Source organism: Actinomadura sp. 7K507 (assembly GCF_004348425.1).
Taxonomy (GTDB): domain Bacteria; phylum Actinomycetota; class Actinomycetes; order Streptosporangiales; family Streptosporangiaceae; genus Spirillospora.
The window spans coordinates 1-20070 of sequence record NZ_SMKK01000098.1 but is presented as its reverse complement, the minus strand read 5'-3'; the positions used below and the strand labels follow the sequence as shown (position 1 = coordinate 20070).

The 20070-nt window shown below is 71.5% G+C and carries 23 protein-coding genes; 8 read left to right on the top strand and 15 right to left on the bottom strand.

Annotated elements, in window-relative coordinates:
* Nucleotides 1–49 precede the first annotated feature (49 nt).
* A complete protein-coding gene (locus tag E1285_RS22415) occupies nucleotides 50–2473 on the bottom strand; it encodes an MMPL family transporter (protein WP_132155144.1) in 2424 nt (807 codons plus the stop codon).
* Nucleotides 2474–2544: 71 nt separating this feature from the next.
* Here E1285_RS22415 and E1285_RS22410 point away from each other — a divergent pair, with 71 nt between their 5' ends.
* Complete coding sequence (locus E1285_RS22410) at nucleotides 2545–3228, top strand: TetR family transcriptional regulator (protein WP_132155142.1); 684 nt, start codon at nucleotides 2545–2547, stop codon at nucleotides 3226–3228.
* A gap of 49 nt (nucleotides 3229–3277) precedes the next feature.
* Here E1285_RS22410 and E1285_RS22405 read toward each other — a convergent pair whose 3' ends face one another.
* The 5 genes from E1285_RS22405 to E1285_RS22385 all read right to left on the bottom strand — a co-directional run bounded on the left by E1285_RS22405 (nucleotide 3278) and on the right by E1285_RS22385 (nucleotide 6698).
* Nucleotides 3278–4012, bottom strand: coding sequence for an alanyl-tRNA editing protein (locus E1285_RS22405; protein WP_132155140.1), 735 nt, complete (start codon nucleotides 4010–4012; stop codon nucleotides 3278–3280).
* Nucleotides 4013–4028: 16 nt separating this feature from the next.
* Nucleotides 4029–4391: a DUF2516 family protein gene (locus E1285_RS22400; protein WP_243722971.1), complete on the bottom strand. Its 363-nt coding sequence runs from the start codon at nucleotides 4389–4391 to the stop codon at nucleotides 4029–4031.
* Between the two features lie 193 nt (nucleotides 4392–4584).
* Nucleotides 4585–5112: a hypothetical protein gene (locus tag E1285_RS22395; protein ID WP_132155138.1), complete on the bottom strand. Its 528-nt coding sequence runs from the start codon at nucleotides 5110–5112 to the stop codon at nucleotides 4585–4587.
* Nucleotides 5109–5630: a helix-turn-helix transcriptional regulator gene (locus E1285_RS22390; protein ID WP_132155136.1), complete on the bottom strand. Its 522-nt coding sequence runs from the start codon at nucleotides 5628–5630 to the stop codon at nucleotides 5109–5111. Before E1285_RS22390 ends, E1285_RS22395 begins: the two co-directional genes overlap by 4 nt.
* A gap of 192 nt (nucleotides 5631–5822) precedes the next feature.
* Entirely contained in the window at nucleotides 5823–6698 is an 876-nt protein-coding gene (locus tag E1285_RS22385; RefSeq protein WP_132155134.1) for a neutral zinc metallopeptidase, read from the bottom strand.
* A 312-nt stretch (nucleotides 6699–7010) separates the two neighbouring features.
* Here E1285_RS22385 and E1285_RS22380 point away from each other — a divergent pair, with 312 nt between their 5' ends.
* Entirely contained in the window at nucleotides 7011–8720 is a 1710-nt protein-coding gene (locus E1285_RS22380) for a DUF2207 domain-containing protein (RefSeq protein ID WP_243722970.1), read from the top strand.
* A gap of 42 nt (nucleotides 8721–8762) precedes the next feature.
* On the opposite strand, the gene E1285_RS22375 is transcribed toward E1285_RS22380, so the two are convergent.
* Nucleotides 8763–9137, bottom strand: coding sequence for a hypothetical protein (locus tag E1285_RS22375; RefSeq protein WP_132155130.1), 375 nt, complete (start codon nucleotides 9135–9137; stop codon nucleotides 8763–8765).
* Between the two features lie 117 nt (nucleotides 9138–9254).
* Here E1285_RS22375 and E1285_RS22370 point away from each other — a divergent pair, with 117 nt between their 5' ends.
* Genes E1285_RS22370 through E1285_RS22360 form a run of 3 tightly spaced genes read left to right on the top strand, consistent with a single transcriptional unit; the run spans nucleotide 9255 to nucleotide 11624 of the window.
* Nucleotides 9255–9950: an FCD domain-containing protein gene (locus E1285_RS22370; RefSeq protein WP_279510083.1), complete on the top strand. Its 696-nt coding sequence runs from the start codon at nucleotides 9255–9257 to the stop codon at nucleotides 9948–9950.
* Nucleotides 9947–11194 (top strand): MFS transporter, encoded by a 1248-nt coding sequence (locus tag E1285_RS22365; protein ID WP_132155126.1) that lies wholly within the window; start codon nucleotides 9947–9949, stop codon nucleotides 11192–11194. Before E1285_RS22370 ends, E1285_RS22365 begins: the two co-directional genes overlap by 4 nt.
* Nucleotides 11195–11234: 40 nt before the next feature.
* A complete protein-coding gene (locus tag E1285_RS22360) occupies nucleotides 11235–11624 on the top strand; it encodes a hypothetical protein (protein WP_132155124.1) in 390 nt (129 codons plus the stop codon).
* Between the two features lie 9 nt (nucleotides 11625–11633).
* Here the strand turns inward: E1285_RS22360 and E1285_RS22355 are convergent, their stop codons facing one another.
* Together E1285_RS22355 and E1285_RS22350 are read right to left on the bottom strand one after the other, a co-directional pair.
* On the bottom strand, nucleotides 11634–12671 hold the full coding sequence (locus E1285_RS22355; protein ID WP_132155122.1) for an asparaginase: 1038 nt from the start codon (nucleotides 12669–12671) through the stop codon (nucleotides 11634–11636).
* Between the two features lie 17 nt (nucleotides 12672–12688).
* A complete protein-coding gene (locus tag E1285_RS22350; RefSeq protein ID WP_132155120.1) occupies nucleotides 12689–13516 on the bottom strand; it encodes a 3-keto-5-aminohexanoate cleavage protein in 828 nt (275 codons plus the stop codon).
* A 20-nt stretch (nucleotides 13517–13536) separates the two neighbouring features.
* On the opposite strand from E1285_RS22350, the gene dtd reads away from it, so the two are divergent.
* Complete coding sequence (gene dtd, locus E1285_RS22345) at nucleotides 13537–13962, top strand: D-aminoacyl-tRNA deacylase (RefSeq protein WP_132155118.1); 426 nt, start codon at nucleotides 13537–13539, stop codon at nucleotides 13960–13962.
* A 27-nt stretch (nucleotides 13963–13989) separates the two neighbouring features.
* Here dtd and E1285_RS22340 read toward each other — a convergent pair whose 3' ends face one another.
* The 4 genes from E1285_RS22340 to E1285_RS22325 all read right to left on the bottom strand — a co-directional run bounded on the left by E1285_RS22340 (nucleotide 13990) and on the right by E1285_RS22325 (nucleotide 16853).
* The gene (locus E1285_RS22340) at nucleotides 13990–14496 is read right to left on the bottom strand and encodes a hypothetical protein (RefSeq protein WP_132155116.1); all 507 of its coding nucleotides are present in this window, start codon (nucleotides 14494–14496) and stop codon (nucleotides 13990–13992) included.
* A gap of 80 nt (nucleotides 14497–14576) precedes the next feature.
* The gene (locus E1285_RS22335) at nucleotides 14577–15566 is read right to left on the bottom strand and encodes a folate-binding protein YgfZ (RefSeq protein ID WP_132155114.1); all 990 of its coding nucleotides are present in this window, start codon (nucleotides 15564–15566) and stop codon (nucleotides 14577–14579) included.
* Between the two features lie 20 nt (nucleotides 15567–15586).
* Complete coding sequence (locus E1285_RS22330) at nucleotides 15587–16003, bottom strand: transcriptional repressor (protein WP_132155112.1); 417 nt, start codon at nucleotides 16001–16003, stop codon at nucleotides 15587–15589.
* Nucleotides 16004–16367: 364 nt separating this feature from the next.
* Nucleotides 16368–16853 carry an FABP family protein gene (locus tag E1285_RS22325; RefSeq protein ID WP_132155110.1) on the bottom strand — a complete coding sequence of 162 codons (486 nt, stop codon included), beginning with the start codon at nucleotides 16851–16853 and terminating at the stop codon, nucleotides 16368–16370.
* A 245-nt stretch (nucleotides 16854–17098) separates the two neighbouring features.
* Here E1285_RS22325 and E1285_RS22320 point away from each other — a divergent pair, with 245 nt between their 5' ends.
* Complete coding sequence (locus E1285_RS22320; protein ID WP_132155108.1) at nucleotides 17099–17461, top strand: DsrE family protein; 363 nt, start codon at nucleotides 17099–17101, stop codon at nucleotides 17459–17461.
* A gap of 190 nt (nucleotides 17462–17651) precedes the next feature.
* A complete protein-coding gene (locus tag E1285_RS22315) occupies nucleotides 17652–18665 on the top strand; it encodes a TerC family protein (RefSeq protein ID WP_132155106.1) in 1014 nt (337 codons plus the stop codon).
* Between the two features lie 24 nt (nucleotides 18666–18689).
* Here the strand turns inward: E1285_RS22315 and E1285_RS22310 are convergent, their stop codons facing one another.
* Both E1285_RS22310 and E1285_RS22305 read right to left on the bottom strand, forming a co-directional pair.
* Nucleotides 18690–19409, bottom strand: coding sequence for an SDR family oxidoreductase (locus tag E1285_RS22310; RefSeq protein ID WP_132155104.1), 720 nt, complete (start codon nucleotides 19407–19409; stop codon nucleotides 18690–18692).
* Between the two features lie 11 nt (nucleotides 19410–19420).
* The coding region (locus E1285_RS22305; RefSeq protein ID WP_132155102.1) for a helix-turn-helix domain-containing protein at nucleotides 19421–20070 on the bottom strand (650 nt) is incomplete at its 5' end.

Below are 20070 nucleotides of genomic sequence, written 5' to 3'. Positions count from 1 at the left end.
CTCCTAGCGCCCCGGCCCTCGGTACACCGCGATCAACGGGTTCGGTGCGTCAGCGGGTCAGTTCCAGTTCGAGTTGTTCGCCGGCTGGTTCCGGGGACGGGGGCGGGGAGGACGGGACGGCGGGGCGGCCTCGGCCGGGCCACCACCAGTTGGCGTGGCCGAGCAGGCTCATCAGGGCCGGGACGAGGACGAGGCGGACGATCGTGGCGTCCAGGGCGACGGCGACCGCTAGGCCTAGGGCCATCATCTTGACCGTGGGGTCGGGCTGCGGCACGAAGCTCGCGAACACGAAGATCATGATGAGGGCGGCCGAGGTGATGAGGCGGGCGGTGGCCCCGATGCCGGTCACGACCGACTCGTGCGGGTCGCCCGTCCGGTCGTACTCCTCCTTGATCCGCGACAGGAGGAACACCTCGTAGTCCATGGACAGGCCGAAGACCAGGGCGAACATGAACAACGGCACGAACGACATGATCGGGATGGCCTGGTCCACGCCGAACAGTTCGACGCCCCAGCCCCACTGGAACACGGCCGTGACGATGCCGAAGGACGCGCCGATCGACAGCAGGTTCATCAGCGCCGCCTTGATCGGGACGACGATCGACCGGAAGGCGATGACCAGGAGCAGCAGCGCGACGCCCACGACCGCGACGACCACGACGAGCATGCGGTCCCCGACCGTCTCGGCCAGGTCGATGATCGCGGGGTTCTCGCCGCCGAGGTAGACGTCCGCCCCCGGATGCGCGTCCCGCACCTGCGGGATCTCGACGCTCCGCAGCCGGTGGACGAGGTCGGTCGTCGTCTCGTCGTGCGGTGCGTCCCGCGGCGTGACCTGGACGATCGCGGTCGTCCCGGCCACCACGGGTTCGCCGACGAACACGACGCCGGGCACCTCCGAGATGGCGCGTCTCAACTCCTGCGCGAGCAGGACCGCGTCCTTGTCGGGCTTCTTGTCCGGGTCTGGGGCGCCCTTGGGACGGGACTGCTCGGTCTGCTCGGTCCGTTCGGTCTGTGTCGGGGTGGCCTGCGGCGCCGCGGGCCCGGTCAGGCCGCCGAGGCCCTGCATCCCGTCGACCGTGGGCACCGGCTCCTCGGGCTTCTCGCGCTTCTCGGGCTTCTCGCCGCCGGGAACCTTCGCGACGACCACGAACGGGCTGTAGTGCCCGGCGCCGAACTCCTCGGCGACGACGTCGTAGGCCTGCCGGTTCTCCATGTCGGGCGCGGCCATGCTGTCGGCCATCACACCGAACCGCAGGCTGAGCGTCGGCACGGCGAGGGCCAGCAGGACGAGCGTCGCGACGATCGCGTAGGGCCAGGCATGGCGGTCCACATGCCGTCCCCACCGCATCCAGCGGCGCGAGCTGCGCTCCGGGCGGACGCGGGGCAGCCTGTACCGGTCGATGCGCGTCCCCAGCGCCCCGAGGATGGCGGGCAGCAGGGTCAGGGCGGCCAGGACCATGACGGCCACGGCGAGGGCGGTGACGATCCCGATCCGCCCGACGAACCCGATTCCGGACAGGAACAGCCCGCAGATCGCGAACACGACGGTGCCGCCCGCGAAGACGACGGCATGCCCGGAATGCGCCATGGCGCGTCCGACCGCGGTCTCGACGTCGTCGCCCTCGGTGAGCTGCTGGCGGTAGCGCGTGACGATGAACAGCGCGTAGTCGATTCCGGCGCCGATGCCGAGCATCGCCGCGACCATCGGCGCAATCGGATGGATCTCGACCGCCGACGCCAGGAAATGGATCAGCGAGTACGAGAAGGCCAGGGCGCAGAGCGACACCAGGATCGGGATGCCCGCCGCGAAGTACGACCCGAACGCCAGCAGTAGCACGCCCATGGCGAGGAAGATCCCGACGGCCTCCTGCGGCCCGCCCTTCGGCTGGTTGAGCATCATCGCGACGATGCCGCCGGACTTGACGTCCAGCCCGGCCATCCGCGCGGGCGCGACGGCCTCGTCGAGCCTGTCGAGGTCGGCCCGGCTGACGTCGCCCATCGTCCCGGCGAAGTTCAGCCGGACGACGACCGCGTCATCGGACTTCAGCCCGCCCATCCCCTGCACGTAGGGGTTCTCGGTGTAGGCGACGCGGTCGAGCTTGGAGATGTTGTCGATCGACTCGCCGATCGTGAGGGCGACCCGCCAGTCGGCCGGGCTGACCTCGCCCTTCTCGTGGAAGACGACGGTCGCGGTCGGCCCGGTCATCGCCGGGAAGTCCTCGGCGAGCGTGTCGATCGCGCGCTGGGTCTCGGTGCCGGGCAGCGAGCTCTGCTGGACGAACATGCCCCCCTGCATGATCCCGAGCACCCCGGCTCCGAGGATGAGGACGACCCACACCTCGAAGACCGTGCGGCGCCTCCGCACGCAGAGACGCCCGAGCGCCCCCAGGAACCGCGCGATCCTTCCGAGGTCGTCCGGCTGCCCCGCCGCCTTGTCGGTGGAGCCCGCACCACCCGCAGAATTCCGCGCCATGTTCGCAGAAAACACCCGTCCATGCAGTTTTGCAATAGATGCAACTTTGCAGTCATGGTAATGTCCGTCACATGGACGGCGCGGACGTCGATCAGGTGGCCGGCGAACCCGACCACGGGCACGGCCACGGGCACGACAGCGGGCGGACGGGCCTGCGGGAGCGCAAGAAGCGGCGCACCAGGCAGGCCCTCGCCACCGCCGCGCTGCGCCTGTTCGCCGAGCGCGGCTACGAGGAGACGACGATCGCCGAGATCGCCGCCGCGGCCGACGTGTCGCCCCGGACGTTCTTCAGCTACTTCCCGTCCAAGGAGGACGTGGTCTTCGCCGAGATCGACGACCGTCTCGCCGAAGTGTCCGAACGGCTGCGCCGCACGCCGGGCGAGGCGCCCATGGAGACGATCCGGCGCAGCGTCATCGACGTCCTGGAGGCGATCGTCTCCGAGCACGGCGAGTACGGGGCCGTCCAGATCGCGCTGGTCCTGGAGCGTCCCGGCCTCCAGGCGCGGGCCCTCCAGCGGATGACCGACACGCAGGAGAAGCTCGAGGCGCTGCTGCGGGACCTGTGCCCCGGCATCTCGGAGATCGACGCCGTCGCCGCGTCCGGCATAGCGATCGGCGGCATGCAGGCGGTCGTCGCGCACTGCCGCCGCGAGGGCTACGACCCGCTGTCGATGCGCACGGCCCTCGACCGCGCCGTGGACCTCGTGGAGAACGGGCTCGTCTCAGTCGACGCGCTGTCGCGCCCGTCCCCCTAGAGCGCCGGGCACCGGCCGCCGGAGGCGCCCGCCGGCCGGTGCCCGGCCCCTACTCCTCGACCTTGATGCGGAGGCGGCGGAAGCCGCGGCCCTTGTTCTCGACCTTCGCGACCGTGATGCGCCCGATCTGCTTGGTGGAGCCGACGTGGGTGCCGCCGTCGGCCTGCGTGTCGAGGCCGACGATGTCGACGATCCGGACGTCCTGGACCTCGGGCGGGACGAGGTTCGTGGCGGTCCTGATGATGTCCGGGATCTCGAACGCCTCGGTGCGCGGCAGCGTCCTGATGTCGATGCGGCGGTCGGCCTGGACTTCGGCGTTGCACGCGTCCTCGACGGCCTGCTTGAACCCCGGCGGGACCTCGCGCAGGTCGAAGTCCATGCGTGCGGTCAGCGGTTCCATGTTGCCGCCGGTGACGAGGCAGCCGTAGTCGCGGAAGACCACCCCGCACAGCAGGTGCAGGCCGGAGTGGGTGCGCATCAGCGCGGTGCGGCGGTCGTCCTCCACCGCGCCCTGGACGACGGTGCCGACCGGCGGGACGGGGTCGCCCTCCACCGGGATCAGGACCAGGTCATCGCCCTTGCGCACCCCGGCGATCCGTGTCTGCACGCCTTGCCAGAGCAGCACCCCGTGGTCAGGCGGCTGCCCGCCGCCGCCCGGATAGAACGCCGACCGGTCGAGAACGATCCCGTCCGGCCCCGCGTCGAGGACGACGGCCTCCCATTCCCGCAGTGCCTGATCGTCCAGTTCCAGCCGGGTCGTGCGTCCGTGGGCTTCGGTGCTCATGCGTCGAGCCTAGAGATCACCAGGGGCCGTAGGGGCCCGATCGGGAGTCGCCGCGGCCGTTCTTCTTCTTGTACGGGGCGACCGCCGGGCGGACGTCGGCCAGGTAGATGGCGGCGCCGATGAACGCGGCGACCGGGAGGATGCCGATCAGCAGGCCGATCGGGCGGATTCCGAGCGCCGCGGGCGCGATCGCGTGGGCGCCGCCGAGGACCGCGGCGACGATCAGGACGATCATCCACATCTTCTTGCGCCACTTGCCCGCCGCCGCGAACGCGTTCTCGGGGACCGTCAGCGAGTCGATCAGCGCCCACGCCTCCATCGCGAACGCGATGATCAGCAACAGCCAGAAGAAGTAGTCCAGCACATTGAAGCTCGACATCGGCGATCAGCGCTCCTGCTCGTCTCGGACAGCGACTCCACGTCGCGCACACGGGGTCTGACTACAACAACCCTATGCGCGCCGTCCAGCGGAGTCCGGTGACCCGTCCCGCCGGTGAAGACAGAGCCTCCCCTGGAAGGACGAAGGGGCCCGGCCGGGTGTTCCCGGCCGGGCCCGTCGATGCAAAGCGCGGTCAGGCGCCGTTCTTCTTCGTGGTGGACCGAGCCTGGCCCGTGCTCTTGGCCTGCCCCGTGCTCCTGGACTCCACGGTGCCCTTGGCCTGCGCGGGCTTCCTCGGCTGCGTGGCGCGGGTCCTCGTGGCGGGCTTCGCGTCGGGGCCGGTCAGCTCGGCGACGTCGACGGCCTCGCGGTGCACGACCTTCTTGCCGCGCTCGGCGAGCTCGTCGATGAAGCCGACCGCCCGGGTGCCGAAGTGCGTCGCGTAGGCGACGGCCGCGCCGGGCAGGTCCTTGGCGTCGACGCGATCCTGGTACCTGTTGACCTCGCCGCGGTAGCGGTCCACGGTGCCGCGGACCTGGTCGCGGTAGCGGTCGACGGTCTCGCGGACCTCGCCCTGGTACTTCGTCGCGGTCTCGCGGGCACGGCCCTGGTACTTGGTCACCTGCTCGGGGACCTCACGGATCTTCTCCACCGCGAAGTCGCCGGCGCCGGCCACTGCGTACACGGCCTTGTTCTCTCGGAAGTTGCTGGCCAGCGTCATCCGACCTCTTCCTTTCCATTCTGTTCTGGTCTGGCTTGATCTGGCATGGCTGTTATCGGCATGGCTCGCTCGGGCACGTCCGGTTCGTCCGCGACCTCGTCCGCGTCCAGTTCGTCCGCGTTCTGGTCGTCCGCGTCCAGTTCGGGCGCGGTGCGCTCTGCCGGAAGCACGCCCGCCGCCTCGTTCTCCTTGAGAAAGGAGGCGTAGATGTCGAGAACGACCTGCTTCTGGCGTTCCGTCAGGAGCACGTCGTCCCGGACGGCGGCCTGCACGTCCGTTTCGGCCTCGCGGTCTTCGAGGATCCCGGCCTGCACGTACAGCACCTCGGCCGAGATCCGCAGCCCCTTCGCGATCTGCTGCAGTATCTCGGCGCTCGGCTTGCGCAGCCCGCGCTCGATCTGGCTCAGGTACGGGTTGGATATCCCGGACACGTCCGCGAGCTGGCGGAGCGAGATCTTCGCCCGCGTCCGCTGCTCCCGGATGTACTCCCCGATGGAGCCGACCTTCGAACTTGCCATGTCTCCACCCTGCGTCATGGTGCTTGCTATTGCAAGCAGTGTAGCTAGCACTCGCCGGTGAGTCCGCTCACACGAGCTGCGCCGGGACGCGGAAGCTGCCACAAGACAGGACGCTTGCCGCAAACAAGATCAGCAAACACGCGGTTCGGCGGGCTCGTTCCAAAGGCGCGCCGGTGGTGGGAAGGCCCGAGCTCAGTTGACCTTGGAGGCCGGGGCCGTCCAGGTGTTGCAGACGGCCAGGCGGCGGCCCTCGTAGCCGGTGACGACCCAGCCCGCGTAGTTGCGTCCCGAGCCGTGGTCGCGCTCGTCGGGGGGCAGCCGCTCGTCGCCGCGGCCCCGGACGTCCCTGATCATCGCGTTGAACTGCTGCTGCGTCATCGGGAGCGTGACGCGTTCCGTGCCGAGGAACGCGCCGGCGAAGCACTGCGCCTGCAGTTCGATGCGGCGGCTCGCCTCGTTGCTCGCGCCGGTGTCGCCCCTGTCCATCAGCCGGTGCCCGTAGAGCAGGATCCCGGCGCGCTCCTGGACGTGGTGGCCGTACTCGTGCGCGATCACCCGCGCGTACACCGAGTAGTTCGACAGCGGCTCGCCGCCCGAGGTCTGCACCACGTGCCGGACGCCCACGTACATGGTGTGGTTGGCCGGGCAGTAGAACGCGGACGCCCCCGGGGCCGGGTAGGTGCCGCATGGGCTGCGGCCCGGCTCGTCCCAGAACACGCGGTCGGGCTCGTCGAACGCGATCCCCGCCTTGCCGAACTGCCTGGCCCAGGATTCGTCCAGGCAGTCGCTCAGCACGTTCATGAACTGCCGCATGGACGCGACGCTCGGCTGGATCCGGGGCGTCCGGCAGTTCACCGGCGCCAGCGCACCGCTCTTGTAGAGGTCGCTGTTGACGGCCTGCTCGCGCGCGGACGTCCCGCCGCCGGACGAGATGGGCGCCCCGGCGCCGGAGCCGCCCTGCCCGGTGAGGAAGGTCAGCCCGAGGATCGCGACGACGGCCAGCGACGTGAGGGCCCCGAAGACGCCGGCGATCGTCCCGCCCGAACTGCGCCGCGGCGGCGGACGCATCCGGACATACCGGTACTGAGCCGGGCCGGGCGGCCGCCCTTGCGGGCCCTGGGCAGATGGTCCGTAGCCGGGAGGCCCATGACCAGGCGGCCCGTAACCCGGCGGCCCGAAGCCGCCGGGCGCACGGTGACCCGGCCCGCCGTACGGCGGTGCCGGGCGCCGCGGGGGCGGAGGCGGCGGGGGGTGCTGACCTGCCATAGCAGAGAATCATCGCATGCATTGCCGATACCATTTGCGGCCATGTCTGCCCTTGCGCCGTTGCGCCGGATACGGCCGGTCCTCCTGACGTTGTCGGCCGTGACCCTTCTGCCGGTGTTGACCTGCACTTCCGCCGCCGCGTCCGAGGTCGCGGCGGCACCCCGGGGCGCACAGGCACAGCAGGCCGCGCAGGCGGCTCAGGCGCGGGTGCTGAAGGACGAGGCCGTCCTCACCACCGGCCAGGGCGGTGTGATCAAGGTGAGGGAGACGGTCCTCTACCGGTTCGCCGGGGAGCGGGGCTTCGAGCGGACGTACCCGACGCGCAGCCACGAAAGCCTCAGCGAGGACCGCGTCTACAAGCTGTCGAACCTGCGGGCGAGCAGCCCCGACGGCGGGCCTGTCGCGGTCGGCTCGTCCAGCGAGGACACCACGACGACCGTCAAGGTGACCGGCGGCGACGGGCTGGCGGGCGACCGGACGATCGTCCTGGAGTACGAGGTGCGCGGCGCGATCACGCGGATGGGGCAGGCGGAGGAGTTGCGCTGGCCCGTGATCGGCGGCTGGAACGTCCCGGTGGACGACGCACGCGCGACCGTCGACGCCGGTGCGGCGATCCGCAGCGTCAACTGCTTCACCGGGCCGATCGGCAGCACGATCGGCTGCACGCAGTACTACACGAACCACGCCCACACGCAGGGGATCTACGCGCAGAAGGGGATGCTGCCGGGCGAGTACCTCACGGTCGTCGCGGGCCTCCCCGCGGGCACGACCGGCGGGAAGGCCCTGTTCGAGCGGCGCCACACGGTCGCGACGGCGTTCTCCGTCAACCCCGTCACCGGCGCCGCGCTGGCGGGGCTGCTGGTGCTGCTCGGCGGCGGCGTCCTGGCGCTCTACCTGCTGCGCGGCCGCGACGCCCGCGTCGTGGGGAAGCGGGCCGCCGAGGGCGACCACGCGCCGGTCGCCGGGGCGGAGTTCGAGCCGCCGGACGGGGTGCGGCCCGGCCAGATCGGCACGCTGATCGACGAGCAGGCCGATGTGATCGACGTGACCGCGACGATCGTCGACCTCGCCGTCCGCGGCTACCTGCTGATCGAAGAGGAGGACAGGGCGCGGACCGGCCGCCTCGACTGGACGCTGCGCCGGCTGAACCGTCCCGCCGCCGACCTGCTGCCCTACGAGCGGATCCTGCTGGACTCGCTGATGACCGCACCGGACGGCACCGGCCGCGACGCGGTCAAGCTCTCGGAACTCGGCGGGACGTTCGCCACGAAGCTCGCCCAGGTCAGGTCAGCGATGTACGACGACGTGGTGAAGCAGGGCTGGTTCGCGCGCCGCCCCGACAACGTCCGGTCACGGTGGACGGTCGCGGGGATCGTCGTCACCCTGCTCGGCGTCGCCGCGACGGTCGGGCTGGCGCTGACCACCGAATGGGCCCTCGCCGGGCTCGCGGTGATCATCGCGGGGGCCGCGCTGGCGTACGGCGGCCAGTACATGCCCGCCAAGACCTCGCGCGGTGCGACGGTCCTCGCCCACACGATCGGCTTCCGCGCGTTCCTGGAGCGCGGCGCCGTCCCGGACGGCGACGAGACCGCGTCCCGGCAGCGGATCGCGCTGTTCTCGCGGTTCCTGCCGTACGCGGTCGTGTTCGACATCGTCCCCATGTGGGCGGAGACGGTCAAGGACGCGGGCGAGCGGGCCGAGGGCGCGGACAACCTCTACTGGTACGAGGGCCCCGCCGAGTGGGACCTGTCGAAGTTCGCCGAGTCGATGCGCACGTTCACCCTCGCCACCTCGGGCTCCATCTCCCAGTCGCGCGGGATGTGACGGCCTCTCCGTAGCCCGCGTCCCGGTGGACGGCGGGCATGGTCAGTGGTCTCCGCGGAAGCGCTTCTTGCGCCTCCTGCCCTTCCCGCCGCGCCTCCCGCGAGCGCGTGTCTCGTTCTCGCGGGCCCGCTGCGCCTCGCGTTCGCGTTCGGCCTCGATGTGCGCGATGACCTCGCGGCGGGTCACCGACGGGGCCGGGTCGCGGCGCGTCCGCTGGGACGGGCTGCCCTGGAGGACGCCGCCCTGGACGGGTCCGCGGTGCGGGAGCCCGGTACCGCCGCTCCGCGGGCGCCTGCTCGGCGGCTTGCGCGAGGTCATCAGCGTCATCGTGATCCAGGCGGCCAGCGTGAAGAAGATCGCTATCGGCGCGACGATGAAGAGGGAGGTGTCTCCCAGGCGGGTGGCCTCGGCGAGCATGGTGACACCTCCTCACCGGGCCCCCTACCCGACGCCAGGCTCCTAACCGTCTGGACGCTTACGGACCTTCCGGACATGCGCCGTAAGATGTCTGACGTCTTACAAAGGGGGGTTCCGGTGGGATTGAGTCCCGTGGCCGGCGGGTCGACCGTCGACGCCGTGCTCGACCAGCTTCAGGCGCAGGTCAGCGACGGCTCCTGGCCGGTCGGTGAGCGCATCCCGGCCGAGACGGAGCTGGCCGGGCGGCTCGGCGTGAGCCGTCCCGCCGTCCGGGAGGCGATCCGGGCGCTGACGCACGTCGGGGTGCTGGAGGTGCGGCGCGGGGACGGGACGTACGTCCGCAGCACCGCCGACCCGCGCCCGCTGCTGCGCCGGGTCGCCCGCGCGTCCGCCCGGGACTTCTTCGAGGTCCAGCTCGCCTACGACGTCCAGGCGGCCCGCCTCGCCGCGCGCCGCCGCACCGACGCCGACCTCGCGCGGCTCGACGAGCTGCTCCGCGCCCGCGACGCGGCCACCGAGGCGGACGCGTTCGGCGCCGCGGACGCGTCCTTCCACCTCGGCGTCGCGGAGGCGGCCCGCAATCCCGTCCTGATCGAGGCGATGCGCTTCTTCATCGACCGGCTGCGCGAGTCGGTGCGCGACGTCAGGCTCGACCGCGAGGTTCCCGAGGCCGGGCCCGCCGCCCACCGCGCCGTCCTGGACGCGATCGCCGCGGGCGACCCGGAGGCGGCGGCGTCGGCGGCCGCCGCGGTCGTGGAGCCGACCCTGGCCGTCCTGGACACCCTCGTGGCCCGTGCGGAGGCGGAGCTGTGACGGCACGGCGGGCGGGGGTCGCCGGCTCGCTGCTGATGATCGTGTTCGTGGCGCTCAACCTGCGCCCGGCGATCGCGGGGGTCGGGCCGCTGCTGACCGAGATCAGCGACGCGTTCCGGCTGTCGGGCGCGGCGGCGGGCGCGCTGACGACGCTGCCGCTGGTGTTCTTCGGCTCCTACGGGCTGGTCGCGCCGTTCCTGCGCCGCGCGCCCCGCAGCGAGACGCTCCTGGTCAGCGCGATGGCGCTGCTCGTCGCGGGGCTGCTGCTGCGGCTGCTGGACGCCCCGTTCCCGCTCTTCGCCGGGTCGCTGGTCGCCGGGATCGCGATCAGCATCGGCAACATCGCGATGCCCACGATCATCAAGCGGGACCATCCGTCCAGGATCACCACGGTGACGGCCGTCTACACGGTCGCCGTGACGGCCGGCGCGTCCCTGTCGTCGGGGCTCGCCGTGCCGGTCGAGGACTTCTTCGACTCGACGTGGCGGCTGCCGCTCGGCCTGCTGGCGATCCCGGCGGCGCTCGCCGGGCTGCTCTGGCTGCCGAGGGCGCGGCGGGCCGCGCACGCGGCGCGGTCGGCGCCGCCCCCGGCGCCGACGCGCGGGGTGGCGGCGCTGGTGTGGCGTTCCGGCCTGGCCTGGCACGTCACGGTGTTCATGGGCCTGCAGTCGCTGATGGCGTACGTCGTGCTCGGCTGGCTCCCGACGATCTGCCAGGACCGCGGGATGGACGAGGCCCCCGCCGGAGCCGTCCTCGCCCTGTCCGCGGCGGTGCAGGCGGCCGGGTCGCTCGCCGTCCCGGTGCTCGCGCGGCGGACGCGCGACCAGCGTCCCCTGGTGCTCGCCACCGCGGTACTGGCCTTCGTGGGCTTCACCGGGGTCGCCTGGGCCCCGATCGGGACGGTGTGGGTCTGGGCGGTCGTCCTCGGCCTCGGCCAGGGCATCGGGTTCGCCACCGCGCTGTCGTTCATCGGGCTGCGCGCCCACAACGCGCAGGTCGCGGCGCAGCTGTCGGGGATGGCGCAGGGCATCGGCTACCTCATCGCGGCGCTCGGCCCGCTCGGCGTCGGCGCCCTGCACGACGCCACCGGCGGTTGGAGCGTTCCGATGGCCGGTGTGCTGCTCGTCAGCCTCGTCATGATGATCCCGGGGCTGGCGGCGGGACGCGTCCGGACGGTGGGCGAACCCGCCGACCCGGCCGCCCATGCGGTTAACACCGAAATTAACGGACACATCCCTAAATGACCCCGTGTGCGGCCGATAGACCACCGGGAGGTGGACCGCAATGCTTCCCACGATCGTGGCCGAACCGATCCTCGCCCAGGAGACCACCACCGGCAGCTGGGTGTACCTGTGGATCATTCCGGTGGTGGCCGTGGTGGGGCTGCTCGCCCGGCTCTTCATGACGCGGGAGGCGTCGGACCGCAAGATCCACCCCGACCGCAGGAACGACCAGGACAACCACCGCGGCATGGAGCAGGGCGGCCTGTACACCTACCGGCCCGGGATGTTCTCGCACAGCTACCCGCCCAGCAAGGATTCGCAGGCGGAGGAGTTCCGCCGCGACAACCCGCAGCCCGGCCGGGAGCCGAAGAAGCCCTGGCCGGACGGCGTCCTGTACGAGCAGACCGTCTTCAAGGAAGAGTTCGAGGACGTCAAGCCGAAGAAGAGGTGACCGGCGGGTTCACGCCGGGCGCCCGGTGGTGGGGTTCGGGGTGGTCGGGTGCGGGGTGAAGGCGCCGGCGGTCGGGCGGATGGCGCCCACGACACCGTCCCCGCCGCGTACCTCGACGATCGACAGCTCGTCCAGCACCGCCTTGTCCGCCCCTCCGGGGTCCGCCGCTCCGGCGTCACCATCGCCCTCGGCGCAGAGGGCGCGCAGCAGGGCGACGGTGACGGGCGTGCGGGCCCGCATCGCGCCGTCGTCGATCTTGACGGCGCCCGCGCGCCCGTCGGCGGAGGCGAACGCGTCGACGCCCTCCGCACCGCACTTGACCAGCAGGCCGGGGACCGCGTCCATCAGTTGCCGTTCCTCGCGGCGCGTCCCGGACGTCCACTGCGGATGGGTGCGCATCGCGTCCGCGACGCGCCGTTCGGGCATCCCCGGCCCGGCCAGGACCAGCGCCCGGAAAGCCCGCGCCACCCCGGCCGTGGTCACGGCGAACAGCGGCGCGCCGCAGCCGTCGACACCGACGGCCGCGACCGCCTCGCCCGCGAGTTCCTCCACCGTCTCCCGGACGGCGAGCTGCAGCGGGTGGCCGGCGTCCAGGTAGGACGCCGTGGGCCAGTCGGCGGTGACGCAGGTGGCGAGCATCGCGGCGTGCTTGCCGGAGCAGTTCATGCGCATCCGCGACGCCCCGCCGCCGCTCCGCGCGACGTCCTGCTGCGTCGCCGGGTCGAGCGGCCAGCTCTCGGGGCATCGCAGGTCGGCGGCCCCCAGCCCGGCCCCGGCGAGGATCTTCTCCACCCCTTCGACGTGGAAGTCCTCGCCCGAGTGGCTGCCGGCGGCCAGCGCCAGCAGTTCCCCGTCCAGGTCGAGCCCGCACCGCAGCATCGCGACCGCCTGCATCGGCTTGTTCGCCGAGCGCGGGAAGATCGGCACCTCGGGATCGCCGGCCCGTACCGCGACCGTCCCGTCGGCGGCCAGCCCGACCGCCGCGCCGCGATGCCGGGACTCCACGAACCCGGACCGTTCCACCTCCACCAGCACAGGATTGATCATGTCTGCGTCTTCCCCGGTCAACGGGGCTTGATGCCTAGCAGCGCGCGGGCGTCCGGCGGCGGCATCGGGGGACGCTGCGCCAGGTGGGCGGCCTGCGCGGCGCGTTCGACGAGCTGGACGTTCGCCGTCACCGGCTGCCGCCTGGCGAACGTGACCGTGTCCTCCATGCCGACCCGCAGGTGCCCGCCCGCCGACAGGGCGGCGAGCAGCACGGGCAGGGACGTCCGCCCGATGCCGGTCGCCGACCACGTCGCGCCCTCCGGGAGCGCCTCGACGGCCGCGACGAGCGTCCGCGCGTCCCCTGGCATACCGCCTGGCACGCCCATGACCAGGTCGCAGTGGACGCGCCCGCCGTAAGGGAGCCCGTGCTTGTCCAGGAGACGGTTCAGTGACGCGGCATGGCCCAGGTCGAACAGCTCGAACTCGGGGACGACCTCAAGCTCCTGGGTGCGCTGGTAGAGCTCCACCATGAACGGCCAGGGGTTCATGAACACGTCGTCGCCGAAGTTGACCGTCCCGCAGGTGAGCGAGCACATGTCGGGTTCGGCGTCGAGGACGCGCAGCCTGTCCTCGTACGGGTCGGTGACCGCGCCGCCCGTGGACAGCTGGACGATGAGCCCCGTGCTCTCCCTCAGCGCCCGCACGGTGTCCCGCAGCCGGGGCAGGTCGAGCGTGGGCCGCGCGTCGTCGTCGCGGATGTGCACGTGGATCACGGCCGCGCCCGCGGCCTCGCACTCCTTGGCCGTCTGGACCAGTTCCTCAAGGGTGACGGGCAGGGCCGGAACGTCCGCCTTGGCGGACTCCGCGCCGGTGGGCGCCACCGTGATGAGCGTCGTTGCTCCCATACGCGGCAGAATGCATGGTCATGCGTGCCGTAGTCCAGAGGGTGAGCCAGGCCAGCGTGTCCGTCGAGGGACGCGTCGTGGGTGCGATCGACGGGCCGGGACTGATGGTCCTGGTCGGCGTGACCCACGACGACGACCCCGGAAAGGCCCGCAAACTGGCCTCGAAGCTGTGGGGCCTGCGGATCCTCCAGGACGAGAAGTCGTGCTCCGACCTGAACGCTCCGCTCCTCGTCATCAGCCAGTTCACCCTCTACGGGGACACCCGCAAGGGCCGCCGTCCGGGCTGGACCGCCGCCGCCCCTGGCCCGGTCGCCGAACCACTGGTGGACGCGGTCGTCCACGAGCTGCGGGCCCTGGGCGCCAAGGCCGAAACAGGCGAGTTCGGCGCCGACATGAAGGTCTCCCTGGTCAACGACGGCCCGATAACCCTGATCGTGGAAGTCTGACCAGCGCCGAACCCGTGCGGGCCGCCGTCAGCGGAACCCGTAGATCATGCCTACGAGGGTGGCGATCGTGCCCAGGGCGGCGAGCAGGATGAGGGCGCGGTCGAGGGGGGTGAGGCGGCCCCGCACGTTCGAGGAGTGGACGACGACGCCGTTCTCGGGGTCGGCCTCCTCGTCCCGCTCCCGGAACGGGGCCGGCTTCTGGAACGGGCTGCGCAGGCCGGCGAGCCGCCACAGCGCGTCGTTCTTCAACCGCTGGTGATCCGGCGCGCAGGCGAACAGCCGCCCGCGGACGCGCTGCGTGCAGGGGTGGCCCTGCCGTTTCAGGACGCGGCACAGGGTCGGGACGAGCAGGAACTCGTACAGGCACCAGGTCAGCAGCCCGAGCAGCGCGACCCGCCACGACTGGAACCACCACGCGGTCCCGGCGAGCGCGGCGAACAGGGCCCACCACAGCAGCGCGGACTCCCTGCGGGGAAGGCGCCGGGCACCCTTCCTTGCCGCCGGCGGCTCCTCTTTCCCCAGGTTCGCGACCATCGGTAGGAATCCACCTTCCCCGGGCGGCATTCGGTTAGTAACCGTCTATATCAGACGATATTGCCCCAGGGCACGGCGAGCTACCCACGTTTCGCCGGACGGCGACGAAGATCGATCTGCGCGTTCGCCCCGGTCTCCGGCGACACGACGACCTCCTGCGCCGCCGCGACACCGCCCGCCAGCAACTCCGCGTCCACCGGCACGTTCCGCTTGACCAGCGCGAGCGCGACCGGCCCCAGCTCGTGATGGCGCGCCGCCGACCCGGTGAACCCGACCGTCCGCCCGCCCGGGATCTCGACCGGGTCGCCGTGCGCGGGAAGCCGGTCGACGCTCCCGTCCAGGTGCAGGAACACCAGGCGGCGCGGCGGACGTCCGAGGTTGTGGACACGGGCGACCGTCTCCTGCCCCCGGTAGCACCCCTTGTTCAGGTGGACGGCGGTCTCCACGTACCCCGCCTCGTGCGGGATCGTCCGGTGGTCGGTGTCGACGCCGGACCGGGGCCGGTGCTCGGCGATCCGGAGCGCCTCATAGGCCCAGATCCCGGCGGGCCGGAGTTCCTGCGGGAACTCGCCCCGGGGGACGATGCGGGTCACGGTCCCGGCGACGTCCGGCCAGGTCAGCGTCTCGGAGTCGTCCGGGCCCGCCGGAGTGGTGATCACGGCGTAGGCGTCGGACACGTCCTCGACCTCGACGCGGAGCATGAACCGCATGCGGTCCAGGAACTCCGCCAGCGGCACCGACGCCCCGGGCTCCACGTGGGCCCAGACGGCCTCGCCGTCGTCGATCAGGAAGAGGTGGTGCTCGATGTGCCCGTTGGGCCCGAGCAGCAGCGCCTCGGTCGGCTCGAACGGCTTCAGCCCGTCCAGGTGCTGGCTCAGCAGGCTGTGCAGCCAGCTCAGCCGGTCGGGCCCGGAGACCTTGACGACGCCCCGGTTGCTCCGGTCGACGAACGCCTTGCCGTCCGCCAGGGCGCGTTGTTCCTGCGAGGGCTCCCCGTAGTGCGCGGCGACCTCCTGGTCGGGCGCGTCGGCGGGGACGGCTCCGGGCGTCTGCAGCAGCGGGCTCTTCATGCAACCAGGTTATGTCCCGGTCATGTCCCTCGGCACTCCTTGCACCGCCCGTAAACGGTGAGGTGGTGCACGTCCGTCTCGAAGCCGTAGTCGCGCTGCAGGACACCGGCCATGCCGGCCGCCGCCCGCGGGTCGACGTCCTCCACGGTGTGGCAGCCGCGGCAGACCAGGTGGATGTGCTCGGCCTCGGCCGCCAGATGGTAGTTCGGCGGCCCGTGCCCGAGATGCGCGTGCTTGACCAGCCCGAGTTCTTCGAGCAGCTCCAGCGTCCGGTAGACGGTGGAGATGTTCACGCCGCGGGCGGTGCGCTGGACCTCGGTGCAGATCTCTTCGGGCGTCCCGTGCTCCAGGTTGGTGACCGCCTCGAGGACCAGCTGGCGCTGGGGGGTGACGCGGTACCCCTTCGCCCGCAGCTCCTGCTGCCACGACTCGACCATGCACCGAGTCTAAATCCCGTTTCCGCGTTCCGACCCCGGTCCCCGTGGTTCAGCCGGGAGAACCCATGGTTCAGCCAAGAGAAAACCCGTTTGCCTCTCCGCGCGGCGCTCGCATAGCGTGCGGGATACGCGTGAAAGGAGGTGGTCCAAGAAATGATTGATTTCAGGGCTCGCGAGGTGGCTGTCCGCTAGTCGCCGTTCCGCCTCGGCGCCGCCGCTCCGGCGGCGGCAACCGGTCGCGACGGTGACCGGCGAATACCAGGCAGTTACCCGGTCCCCGGACCGATGGACCCGTCCTGTCCATCCCCCGCCCAAGCGGGAAGGTCCGGGGATCGTTCATGTCTGAGGGGGCCGGCCCGGCGGGTCAGGCGACGCGCTTGAGCTGGGCCGACAGGTGGGACTGCAGGTCGTGGCCCATGGCCGCCATGTCGTAGGCCCAGCCGAGGTCCTCGCCGATCATGCCGTAGAGGCGGTGCCCCGAGGTCACCTCCTTGGCCGAGTCCGTGCGGGCGACGACGTCCGTCTGCATCTCCACACGGCTGAACGCCACGGTGCCGACGTAGATCTCGACGATGCCCGTCGGGTGCGCCAGCGTCACCTCGACCCCGTGGTCGGGACGCGGCCGCCAGTACCCCGTCTCCATGCCCAGCGGGCGCCCGAGCGTGCCGTCCTCCTCGATCAGCCAGGTCCGGCTGGCGTAGACGAGGAACGGCTTCCCGACGTGGGTGAAGGACAGCTCCTGGCCGAAGTTGAACGACTCGATCGTGGGATAGCCGCCGACGCCGGCGCCCTCCCAGGTGCCGAGGAGGAAGTTCAGCGGCTCGAGGTCCGGGTGCAGCTCTGGATCCATGGACACCGAGCGTAGCGGCGTCCGCGCCCGCCCGGCTCCCCGCTTCAGCCGTCTCCCTACTTCAGCCGTCCGAGCCGGATCACCAGCAGGACGGCGGCGACCGCCATGAGCCCCAGGACGAGGACGAGGATCCCCGCGTTCACCATCCCACCCATACCGCGAGATGCTACCCACGATCCGGCACGGGGCCATGATCCGGCACGGGCCATGATCCGGCACGGGGGCACCGGGACTAGAGTGCGGCTATGGCGAGACCACTGGTGATCAAGGTCACGGCGGGGGCGGACGCCCCCGAGCGCTGCAACCAGGCCTTCACGGTGGCCGGCGCCGCCGCGGTGAGCGGCGTGCCGGTCTCGCTCTGGCTGACCGGCGAATCCGCGTGGTTCGCCCTGCCGGGACGGGCCGCCGAGTTCTCGCTGCCGCACGCCACTCCCCTGGACGACCTCCTGACCGTGGTCCTCACCTCCGGGCGCGTCACCCTCTGCACCCAGTGCGCGGCCCGCCGCGAGATCGGCCCGGACGACGTCCTCCCCGGCATCCGCATCGCCGGGGCGCCTACGTTCGTCGAGGAGATCACCACGGACGACGTCCAGGCCCTCGTGTACTGAACCAGCATGGGCGAGCCGGCCGTGACGGCGCCCACGCTTCCGGGCTCCGCCACGCCCTGGCTCCTACCTGAGCGCGCCCCGGACCGACGCGACCGTCCGGTATCGGCTGCGGGCCCGGGGATGCGACGGTATAAGCGCCACCAGAACGGATATAGGACAAGCCGATGCCTCGTACCGACTGGAGCCATGGATGATCGAAGTATCCGCAGGCGCCTGGGCCGCGACGATCGTGCTGATCATCGGGCTCTTCGCCCTCGACCTCGTGGTCGCGGTCCGGAAGCCGCACCATGTCGGGATGAAGGAGGCGACCTTCTGGTCGGTCTTCTACATCATGGTCGCGCTGCTGTTCGGACTCGCCGTCCTGGCTTTCGCCGGGTCGACCGCGGGCACGGAGTACTACTCCGGCTACATCGTCGAGAAGAGCCTGTCGGTCGACAACCTGTTCGTCTTCGTCATCATCATGGCGCGGTTCGAGGTCCCCGACCTGTACCAGCAGAAGACGCTGCTGTTCGGCATCGCGGCCGCGCTGGTCCTCCGCGTGATCCTCATCGCCATCGGCGGCGCGGCGATCAGCCTGTTCTCCTTCACGTTCCTGATCTTCGGCCTGGTGCTGATCTGGACGGCGATCCAGCTCGTCCGGCACCGGAACGAGGAGCCCGATGTCGAGGACAACTTCCTGGTCCGCCGCGCCCGCAAGCTGTTCCCGGTCAGCGACGACTACCACGGCGGGCGGATGCTCGCCCACGAGGGCGGCAGGCGCGTCGCGACCCCGCTGCTCATCGTGTTCGTCGCCATCGGCAGCACGGACCTGCTGTTCGCCCTGGACTCCATCCCCGCCGTCTACGGCATCACCCAGAGCGCGTTCCTCGTCTTCACCGCCAACGCGTTCGCCCTGCTCGGGCTACGCGCCCTGTTCTTCCTCGTCGAGGGGCTGCTGGAACGCCTGGTCTACCTGACGATCGGCCTGTCGGCGATCCTCGTCCTCATCGGCGTCAAGCTGATCCTGCTGTTCCTGCACGAGGACGTCTCCAAGTCGATCCCGGAGATCCCGACGCCGCTCTCCCTGGTCGCGATCCTGCTGATCCTGGTCGTCACGACCATCGCCAGCCTGATGCGCGTCCGCGCCCACCCGGAGGAGAAGGCCAAGCCCGGGTCCCTCCGCAAGCCCAAGTCCAGCCAGGAAGAGGAGTCCGCCGCCGGCTGACCCCGCCGCGGGCGGGGGCGCCGGTCACAGGATGAGGCCGCCGGTCGCGCGGATGTTCTGGCCGGTGATCCAGCGGGCGTCGGGGCCGGCGAGGAACGCGACCACGTCGGCGATGTCGTCGGGCCGGCCGATCCGGCCCAGCGCGGTGAATCCCGTGATCTGCTCTAGGGCCTCCGGCGGGTTGGTCTCCCGCAGGAGGCTGGTCTCGGTCGTGCCCGGAGAGACCGTGTTGACCGTGATGCCCCGCGCACCGAACTCGCGTGCGGCGACGGCCGTGAACTGCTCCAGCGCGGCCTTGCTCGCGGAGTACAGCGCCAGACCGGGGACGGGCAGCGCGGTGTTGAGCGTCGAGACGTTGACGACCCGGCCGCCGTCGCGCAGCAGCGGCTCCGCCCTGCGCATGGCCAGGATCGGGAACTTCGCGTTCACCGTCATCACCCGGTCGAACAGCTCGGGGGTGATGTCGCTGATCGGGGTGGGCGGGTTGATGCCGGCGTTGTTGACGAGGATGTCCAGGCCGTCCGCCACCGGTTCGAACAGCGCCTCGATGCTGCCGATGTCCTCCTGGTCGGCCTGGACCGCAGCCGTGCCCGCGACGTCCCTCATGAGCTGGTCGGCGGCCGCCTTGTCCTCCCGGAAGCTGAACACCACCCGTGCCCCGTCCCGGACGAGCCGCCGGACGATGGCCCGGCCGATCCCCCGCGAACCGCCCGTCACCAGCGCCGTCTTACCGTTGAGCGTCATGGCCATGGACGCTAGCCGCCGAGCCGATCGTCGTATTGAAGCAATGCGCACAGTTCCGTGGGAGTGACCCCGGCCATCGCCCGCACCTCGCGGTTGAAGTGCGGCTGGTCCGCGTACCCGCAGGCGACGGCCGCCTGCAACGTGCCGGACGGCGCGCTGAGCGCCTGCACCGCCCGCTGGAACCGCGCGATCCGTCCCACCGTCTTCGGGCTCAGCCCGATCTCCTGCCGGAACCCGGTCTCCAGCCGCCGCCGGCTGACGCCGGCCTCCGCGGCCAGCTTCCCGACCGCCGTCCGTCCCGCCGTCTCCTGAAGGCGCCACCAGCCCCGCGCCGCCGGACCGTCCGGACCTCGCTCCGGCCTCAGCCACGCGGTGAGCAACTCGTCCAGCACGCCGAAACGCGTCTCGGGGCGGGGCGCCGCGTCCAGCCGCTCGGCCAGTTCTCCGGCCCGCTCGCCGAGGACGTCGTCCAGCGCGCCAGACCTGCCGGTCAGGTGGCGCATCGGCGTTCCGAGCAGCGCCCGCGTCCCGGCGACCGTCAGCCCGATCGTGACACCCCGCCGCCAGCGCGCCTCCTCGTACACCTCCGGCCCGCCCCGCGCCCCGAACACCAGCGCCCCTCCGCCGTCGAGATCGACGATCAGGGTGACCAGGTTCAGCG

Coding starts and splice junctions, on each gene's coding strand:
- E1285_RS22415 (WP_132155144.1), bottom strand. CDS start 2,473: ATGGCGCGGAATTCTGCGGGTGGTGCGGGCTCCACCGACAAGGCGGCG.
- E1285_RS22410 (WP_132155142.1), top strand. CDS start 2,545: ATGGACGGCGCGGACGTCGATCAGGTGGCCGGCGAACCCGACCACGGG.
- E1285_RS22405 (WP_132155140.1), bottom strand. CDS start 4,012: ATGAGCACCGAAGCCCACGGACGCACGACCCGGCTGGAACTGGACGAT.
- E1285_RS22400 (WP_243722971.1), bottom strand. CDS start 4,391: ATGTCGAGCTTCAATGTGCTGGACTACTTCTTCTGGCTGTTGCTGATC.
- E1285_RS22395 (WP_132155138.1), bottom strand. CDS start 5,112: ATGACGCTGGCCAGCAACTTCCGAGAGAACAAGGCCGTGTACGCAGTG.
- E1285_RS22390 (WP_132155136.1), bottom strand. CDS start 5,630: ATGGCAAGTTCGAAGGTCGGCTCCATCGGGGAGTACATCCGGGAGCAG.
- E1285_RS22385 (WP_132155134.1), bottom strand. CDS start 6,698: ATGCGTCCGCCGCCGCGGCGCAGTTCGGGCGGGACGATCGCCGGCGTC.
- E1285_RS22375 (WP_132155130.1), bottom strand. CDS start 9,137: ATGCTCGCCGAGGCCACCCGCCTGGGAGACACCTCCCTCTTCATCGTC.
- E1285_RS22360 (WP_132155124.1), top strand. CDS start 11,235: ATGCTTCCCACGATCGTGGCCGAACCGATCCTCGCCCAGGAGACCACC.
- E1285_RS22355 (WP_132155122.1), bottom strand. CDS start 12,671: ATGATCAATCCTGTGCTGGTGGAGGTGGAACGGTCCGGGTTCGTGGAG.
- E1285_RS22350 (WP_132155120.1), bottom strand. CDS start 13,516: ATGGGAGCAACGACGCTCATCACGGTGGCGCCCACCGGCGCGGAGTCC.
- dtd (WP_132155118.1), top strand. CDS start 13,537: ATGCGTGCCGTAGTCCAGAGGGTGAGCCAGGCCAGCGTGTCCGTCGAG.
- E1285_RS22340 (WP_132155116.1), bottom strand. CDS start 14,496: ATGGTCGCGAACCTGGGGAAAGAGGAGCCGCCGGCGGCAAGGAAGGGT.
- E1285_RS22335 (WP_132155114.1), bottom strand. CDS start 15,566: ATGAAGAGCCCGCTGCTGCAGACGCCCGGAGCCGTCCCCGCCGACGCG.
- E1285_RS22330 (WP_132155112.1), bottom strand. CDS start 16,003: ATGGTCGAGTCGTGGCAGCAGGAGCTGCGGGCGAAGGGGTACCGCGTC.
- E1285_RS22325 (WP_132155110.1), bottom strand. CDS start 16,853: ATGGATCCAGAGCTGCACCCGGACCTCGAGCCGCTGAACTTCCTCCTC.
- E1285_RS22320 (WP_132155108.1), top strand. CDS start 17,099: ATGGCGAGACCACTGGTGATCAAGGTCACGGCGGGGGCGGACGCCCCC.
- E1285_RS22315 (WP_132155106.1), top strand. CDS start 17,652: ATGATCGAAGTATCCGCAGGCGCCTGGGCCGCGACGATCGTGCTGATC.
- E1285_RS22310 (WP_132155104.1), bottom strand. CDS start 19,409: ATGACGCTCAACGGTAAGACGGCGCTGGTGACGGGCGGTTCGCGGGGG.